This is a genomic window from Candidatus Neomarinimicrobiota bacterium (assembly GCA_030743815.1).
Classification (GTDB): domain Bacteria; phylum Fidelibacterota; class Marinisomatia; order Marinisomatales; family S15-B10; genus UBA2146.
The window spans coordinates 1-7571 of record JASLRT010000048.1; the positions used below are offsets into that span (position 1 = coordinate 1).

Genomic DNA, 7571 nt, shown 5'->3' on the forward strand with positions numbered 1-7571 from the left:
ATTATTCGCGAAGCCTTTTCACTGAAAGCTGGCTGGGGAGGCCTCATCACCGTCGTCATGTGGGGCGTCCGGCGGGGACTTTATTCCAATGAAGCGGGACAGGGTTCAGCTCCGATCGCCCATGCTGCGGCAAAAACGAAAGAGTCGATTCGCGAGGGCGCAGTTGCCCAAATGGGACCGCTCATCGATACGCTCATCATCTGTACCATGACTGGACTGGCCATCATATCAACTGGAGTCTTGGAGTCCACCAATCTGACAGGAGCACAACTGACGCGGGCCGCTTTTCAGGAAGGATTCTCTTTCGCACCCGAAATCGGAAGTACAATCATCAATTTCTCCGTACTTCTCTTCGCCTACACCACTATGGTGGCGTGGAGTTACTACGGCGACCGCTCCGTCGAATACCTCATCGGTCCGAGCGCAATAAAGCCGTATCGGTGGGTCTATGTGTTCTTTAATTTCCTGGGAGCCATCCTTCCACTGGCGTTCGTCTGGAACTTTGGCGATATCGCGCTCAGTCTGATGACTATTCCAAACCTCATCGGTGTTGTCCTACTGATGCCGACGCTGAAAGTCATGACTGACGAATACTTCTCCCGTAAACATCTGACCTACAAAGAGATCCTGACTCAACAGGGGTCGGATTCATCCTGATGGGGACTGAGCCGAACGATCTGCTGAACGTCGCTTTAGAGGCTGCTGAAAAAGCGGCCTCTTTCATTTCCGCGGAATCATTAAAGGTGCGCCAGGTCGATTATAAGGGAAAGACAAACCTTGTGACGCAGGCCGATCGCGGTTCGGAGGAGATCATCCTTGATACCATCCGTAGCAACTATCCCAATCACAACATTATAACCGAAGAATCTGCCGGTCAGACAACCGATTCCTCTTTTGTGTGGATTGTAGATCCTCTTGACGGTACAACCAACTTTGTCCACAGTTACCCATTTTACGCTGTCTCAATTGCGGTCTATAAGGACTATGTGCCACAGGTGGGGGTCATCCTGGACGTGTATCACCAGCACACTTATTCAGCAACGGCTGGTGGTGGCGCCCATTGCAACGGCAAGCCGATCCGCGTAACCGATAAGCATGAACTCCTCTATAGCTTACTGGCCACGGGATTTAAGTACGAGCATGACGAGGTGTGGGAAAAAAACTTTGATTACTATAAGACTTTTACGGATATCACCCAAGGGGTGCGCAGAGCGGGCGCGGCGGCTCTCGATCTTGCGCACGTGGCGTGTGGCTGGCTCGATGGTCTCTGGGAATACGGACTTAATCCGTGGGATGCCGCGGCGGGCGTCCTAATAGTGGAAGAAGCCGGCGGAAAGGTTACGAAGACCGACGGTTCTCAATTCTCTATCTATACACCGGATATCCTAGCCACTAACGGCAGGATTCATGGCGAGATGTTGACTGTTTTCGAATGAAGTACTGTTTCAGTGTAAGGCTCTGCGGAATATATTGAGACCTTCCCTATGTTTTTGCTGCAGATCGCTTACCTTCACATATATCAGTTCATTAAATGATAATCGTCCGTTATCGGTAACACGACCGATAGCGGTACACGGAACACCCATCCGCATGCAGATTCTCTCGATTTCGATAATGGCATCCTCATGCACTGTCACGATCATGACACCTTGCGTCTCTCCAAACAGAAGTTCCTGATCCGTAATCTTACTGCTCATATGGATGCGTACTCCTGTACCTTTAGGTGAGTTCAGCAGGCAGTGAGCCAACGCTGTCGTTAGTCCACCTGAAGAAATATCGATGGCTGATTCGATCAGATCAACTGAATGAGCCATCAGAACGATATCGCGCAACTTTGGCTCCACTTTCAGGTCAACTGCCGGTGGCGGTCCTACTACCTTTTTCGTGTTCAGCCTGAGGTATTCAGAACCGCCTAACTCGCCGCGGTGACTGCCGAGGATGAGCACAAAATCACCGGTTCGTTTGAACATTGGTGTCAGTAGCTGATAATTCCGGGAAATAGCACCGAAGACACCCGCAACTACTGACTGAGTAGAAACCTGGTCAGTAGCGGTAATTTTTGTGTCGATAACATGAATATCGAAGACACGTGCGATCTCGTCAGCACCCCTGAAAATTTCACGTAACATTTCATCCTGCCCGCGTAAGATATCCGCAGGCACAAACGCATTCAGCACCACAGCAGCAGGGTTGATTCCAGAACAAACCAGTTTCCTGGCTGCGGCGGCTACGGCAGTCCGGCCTCCCACCCTCGGATCGAGCCATAGAGCACGACCGGAGGAAGAAAGTTCCATGACCGGCGTGACGGAGTCAGCGGAGGCGGCCGCTGGATCAGATCTGTGCACTGTCTGCGCCACGTTGGGTGAGGCAAGTAATGACAGCAGTGCGCCACGGTAAGATCTCGGTTTTTTCAATCCGGCAGCATTCACTGTTTCAGGCTTGACCGTAACAGCAGTGGAACCTGGTTGCTCAGCTGACAACTCATGTGCTTTAGCTATGGTTTCAACGGGAAGAGAGACGACCGTCTTTTTCGATTTCTTCACGGTAAGCATCTGACTGCTTGCACTTTCGCCAACCCGGTGACAGTCAACCTTGAACTCCTTCGTCAGCATGTTCAGCTCTCTGTTAAATCCTTGTGATATAACGGTCAGCAGTCCGCGTCTGCCGCCATGGAGGAGTATTGTGCCGACGACTGAACTTTTCGTAACTACTGGAATACTGGTCGCATCGAGAGTGATTCCCATTCCGTGTTCGACCGACATCCGCGCTGCGGCAACACCGACACCGTCTTCGCTGACAGATCTCAACGCCCTCAGGTAAGGACGCTGCATCAGCTGGTGACTGAGCTGAGAGAAAGTCTGCATGATGGTTAAACCGGCTTTGCTGGATCTTCCCCTTCGCTTGCTGAGGAAGAAAACCGGATCTCCTTCCTTTTTAACCGTCATGGGACTATCGGGCGCTGAAGCCGTTACCCCCAGCACGGCGGCTGAGAAGAGTCCCTTCGAACCGAGATTAGCATCGCTGAAGAAATCAGACACAACAACATTTATTCCTGTACTGATATAGCATTCCTTCATGGCCGATCCGAGCTTGTCTGACATTGCCCTGATACCGATGGTCTCATGTGATCCTACTACCTGACCGCAGGAAACTATCTTAGATAGGGCGCCTTCATCGACAATCTCACCGAAAAGTCCCATGACGGCATGATACGCCTGCTGGTCAGCCGCCCCCCTCACCTTTACACCGCAACCTCCGATCCTGGCCGTGAGGTTGATAATTGATCCGTCTACCTCAACTGAGACAACGTTAGACGGCTGGTACGAAACCACATCTCTCCTATCCATACTGTTCCGAATCTGACGTACCCACTTGGAGAGAAATATCTTATCTCTATAGGCAGACAAAAGTGTCAGTTCAGCGTGCGTCGGCGGGCGGCCGATGAGTTCCTCAAGATGGGAGAAGTTCTCTTCCGAGAATCCCAGCTTCTCTATGACGTTTGAAGTCACTTTTGGTTCGGGCATTATTTTGCTATTCAGCTCACTCTATATAATGCGTCATTGGGACACGAATGATTTTGCCGCAGCTATAATCTCACCGGCAATATCCTTACCAACGCCAACCGAATCACACAGTTCCCCAACCGAAGCTTTGGCGATGATTTCCACGGAGTCAAATTGGGATAGAAGCCGCTTGCGCGTTACTGGCCCCACGCCTCTGATATCGTCGAAGACTGACTTCGTAGCGGCCTTGCCCCGGCGCTGTCTGTGGAACGAGACAGCAAAACGGTGAGCCTCATCGCGAATGCGGCGTAAGAGCATCAGACCGGGAGACGTCTTAGGAATTGACTGAGGATCACTGAATCCGGGCACGAACACCTCCTCCAGCCGCTTGGCGAGGCTTACGATCGGGATATAGGTGAGGCCAAGTTCCTGAAGAGCCGATGTCGCCATGCCAAGCTGACCCTTTCCCCCGTCCACCACGATAAGATCAGGGAAAGTTGCCTTCTCGCTCTTGAGTCGCGCGTAACGGCGGTAAATCACTTCGCGCATCATGGCAAAATCGTCAACTCCCTTCACCGTCTTGATCTTAAATTTGCGGTAGTTACCCTTCTTCGGTTTGCCATCAACAAAACTGACCATAGAACCGACCGGCACGTATCCCTGGATATTTGAGATATCAAACGCCTCGATGCGCCGCGGCGGAACTGTCAGGTTAAGATCACTCTGTAACTGCTGTACCATTTTAGGGATCAGTTCGTGCCGCCTCGCCTTCCTGCGCCGATATTCGCCCAGGAGGAGTTCAGCATTGGTGCGCGTCATGCGTAATAGTCGCGCTTTCTCACCACGCAGCGGCACTGTCAAAGTCACCTTATTCTTGCGCTTTCCCTTCAACCACTCCGACAGTGCTGATTCATCTTCCACAGCCGCCGGCATAATGATTTCCGCCGGAATAAAATCTGTCTCCAGGTAAAACTGACGAATGAAATCGGAAACGGTCCGTTCCATATCACCGTCAGCCACGCCGGTAAGAAAGACTTTTTCCCGGCCGGTAACTTTGCCTGCCCGCAACCGCATGACAACAGCACAGGCATCGTTTTCTTCCTCCGCAATGGCGAGGATATCCCTGTCATCAAATGTTGCCGACACTTTACGCTGGCGTTTGGAAAACCTTTCCACCGCCTCGATCTGATCCCGATAACCGGCAGCTTCCTCGTACTGCGTATGACGCGACGCCTCAGCCATTTTATCTTTTAGACTGGCGACTATTCTGTCCGTCCTGCAGTGGAGAAAACGGACGACCTCCCTGATCATGGCACTATAGTCCTGTTCTGAGACGAGACCTTCACACGGTCCGTCGCACTTCCTGATATGATAATCGAGACAGACTGACACTTTCTTGAGAGCGATTATATCATCGTTAATGGCATAATTGCAACTTCGTATGGGGAATACCTTATGAATCACTTTAAGTGTATGACGCAACGTCTTGACATCCGTGTACGGTCCGAAATACTTAGACCCATCTCTCACAATCTTTCGCGTGAGAAGCACCTGCGGATACGGCTCATTTGTGATCTGAACGTAGGGAAACGACTTGTCGTCCTTCAGGTTGACATTATACTTGGGGGTGTGCTGCTTGATGAGGTTAGCCTCAGTCAATAGCGCTTCCACCTCTGAGCCAGTAACAATCCATTCCACGTCGCGGATGCGGGAGACGAGTGAGATCAGCCGAGGCGCTTGCACGGGACTCTTTTGGAAGTAGCTACGGACCCGGTCCCTCAACACAACCGCCTTGCCAATATATAGTATCTTTCCCTTGCCGTCTCGGAAAAGATAGACGCCGGGCTTACGTGGGATTGATTTGACCTTCTTGCTTATGTCCATTCTGACGCGGAATTTAAGGCTGAGCGGCAAGAGAGGATAGGTGAAATGGGGAATTGAATGCGCGCGTGTCCGAACGGTTTTTCCTAGTGTGTTTCTAGCGCTTCGTGCGGTAGGCCGACAGCGGTTAGAGGGATGGAGGTTTCCCCTTGTGTTTTGCTTATCACAATGTTACACTTGCTCCGACTCACCATGATTGACATCGGCAGGACACCCGATAAACGCTTAGGTCAACACTTCACTCAGTGAAGACGTGTCGAGCTTCAGGAATGAAGAGCCTCGGATGAGCTATTGCATATCCCGCAGGGAATTCGTGAAGCTGCTTGCAGCGACCGGCATGGTGCTACCGTTCAATCCATTTGCCTACCGTCTGACGGCTGACCTCAGATACTCAGATAACTTAGGGGTACAGCTTTACACAATCCGCGACCTATTGAAGGATAATCCGGCTGCAATCCTCAATGCTGTTGCCCAAATCGGGTTTAAACATGTTGAACTGCACGATAATACAATACTGAACCAGCTCGTCCCTCTGTTACGCGAGGTCGGTCTCAAGATAACAAGTACTCACATCACGCCGGCTCTGGTGACGGGAAACTGGGAAATGCTGGAAAGGTCTGGAATTTCTCCCCAAACTAAAGACGTTGATTCGGTAATATCTGAAGTCCGCAAACATGATGTAGAGTACGTTGTATTCTCTTGGATTCATCCCGATGAACGGGGTGGTCTAGACTCTTACCTCAAGCTTGCCGAGCAGCTCAATGTTGCGGGTGAAAAGTGTAATGCATCAGAAATCAAGCTGTGTTATCATACCCACTCTTTCGAATTCGAACCGATGGACAATTCAACGCCGTTCCGTATCCTTGAATCGGAGACCGATCCTGACCTGGTATACTTTGAATTCGATTCCTTCTGGATTAGCATCGCCGGTCTCGACCCAGTTGAATTCCTCCAGAAACACGGAAGTCGATGTCAACTAATGCATCTAAAGGATCTGAAGAGAGGAATTCCAGTTGCATACGACTCGCCCGAAACAAATGATGCTTTCGAGGAAGTTGGGGACGGCGTAGTCAATTTCCCTGAGCTATTGAAGACAGCAAAAGGATTTGACATCAGCTACTGTTATGTTGAACAGGATCACACGCCTCATAGCCCCATAGTCAGTCTGCGACAGAGCTTCCAATACCTTCACAATCTTAATCTGTAGCATCCTATGAGAGGAAGGAGCTGAAAGTATGGACAGAAGAGAAGCGCTAAAAGGAGTTGCCCTTCTAACAGGTGGCGCACTTTCACCCTCAATAGTTTCAGCAGTACTGTCAGGAGTCACAATTAGTGGCGGTGGCAAAAAATGGATACCAAAGATAGTCAATGCTGAACAGAATGATCTCATTACGGTTATTGCTGAAATGATTATTCCAGAGACCGATACCCCCGGTGCGAAAGCGACCAAAGTTAATGAATTTATTGATTTGATGCTGGCTGACTGGTTTACCACTGTCGAGCGAAATCATTTCATGGAAGGCCTTGCAGATGCAGACAGGCGAGCAAGAGGCCGTTACTCAAATGAATTCGTGAGGTGCACTGTTGACGGCCGGAAAACCATCCTTAATAAACTGGAAACCGAGGCCCTTTCCCGGGAAAACGAGAATGGTGCATTAAAACCGTTCTTCAATCAGATGAAGGAATTAACGCTTATCGGTTATTTCACTTCAGAGATCGGCGCAATTCAGGAGCTGAAATACTTCGCGGCGTCTGACAACTACGACGGCTGCATCCCATACGATGAAATCGGTCGCGCATGGTCAGATTAGGGAGGACGCGGTGAAGGAGCAATCAGTCTAATGTCTTCCAGCAATGAATACGACGCCATCGTTGTCGGCTCCGGCATCACTGGCGGATGGGCCGCAAAAGAACTCTCTGAAAAGGGTCTGATGGTTCTCTTACTTGAACGGGGCGGCAATGTAAGACATGGAGTAGATTACAAGAGTGAGCACAAACCTCCTTGGGAATTTACCTACAGGGATCAGGGAGACAGAAAGCTTTTTGATGATGAGTATAAGATCCAAAAGCAATGTTATGCTTTTGGAGAGGCCACCAAAAACTTTTTTGTCAATGACAAAAAACACCCCTACACGCATGATACTGATAAACCGTATTCTTGGATTCGTGGTTATCAGCTAGGTGGAC

At 50.2% G+C, this 7571-nt stretch carries 7 protein-coding genes; 5 read left to right on the forward strand and 2 right to left on the reverse strand.

All coding sequences use genetic code 11. The features are described from left to right. Both QF669_04405 and QF669_04410 read left to right on the forward strand, forming a co-directional pair. Positions 1-657: alanine:cation symporter family protein (locus tag QF669_04405; GenBank protein ID MDP6456685.1), on the forward strand; the 657-nt coding region annotated here is incomplete at its 5' end. Next, a complete protein-coding gene (locus tag QF669_04410) occupies positions 657-1436 on the forward strand; it encodes an inositol monophosphatase family protein (GenBank protein MDP6456686.1) in 780 nt (259 codons plus the stop codon). The genes QF669_04405 and QF669_04410, both read left to right, overlap by 1 nt. A gap of 9 nt (positions 1437-1445) precedes the next feature. Here QF669_04410 and QF669_04415 read toward each other — a convergent pair whose 3' ends face one another. After that, complete coding sequence (locus tag QF669_04415; protein MDP6456687.1) at positions 1446-3524, reverse strand: AIR synthase-related protein; 2079 nt, start codon at positions 3522-3524, stop codon at positions 1446-1448. Between the two features lie 33 nt (positions 3525-3557). Beyond that, the gene (gene uvrC, locus QF669_04420) at positions 3558-5387 is read right to left on the reverse strand and encodes an excinuclease ABC subunit UvrC (GenBank protein MDP6456688.1); all 1830 of its coding nucleotides are present in this window, start codon (positions 5385-5387) and stop codon (positions 3558-3560) included. Between the two features lie 280 nt (positions 5388-5667). On the opposite strand from uvrC, the gene QF669_04425 reads away from it, so the two are divergent. The 3 genes from QF669_04425 to QF669_04435 form a co-directional block, all read left to right on the forward strand. After that, positions 5668-6591 carry a sugar phosphate isomerase/epimerase gene (locus QF669_04425; GenBank protein MDP6456689.1) on the forward strand — a complete coding sequence of 308 codons (924 nt, stop codon included), beginning with the start codon at positions 5668-5670 and terminating at the stop codon, positions 6589-6591. Positions 6592-6619: 28 nt separating this feature from the next. Beyond that, on the forward strand, positions 6620-7195 hold the full coding sequence (locus QF669_04430; protein MDP6456690.1) for a gluconate 2-dehydrogenase subunit 3 family protein: 576 nt from the start codon (positions 6620-6622) through the stop codon (positions 7193-7195). Positions 7196-7225: 30 nt separating this feature from the next. Next, positions 7226-7571: GMC family oxidoreductase (locus QF669_04435; GenBank protein MDP6456691.1), on the forward strand; the 346-nt coding region annotated here is incomplete at its 3' end.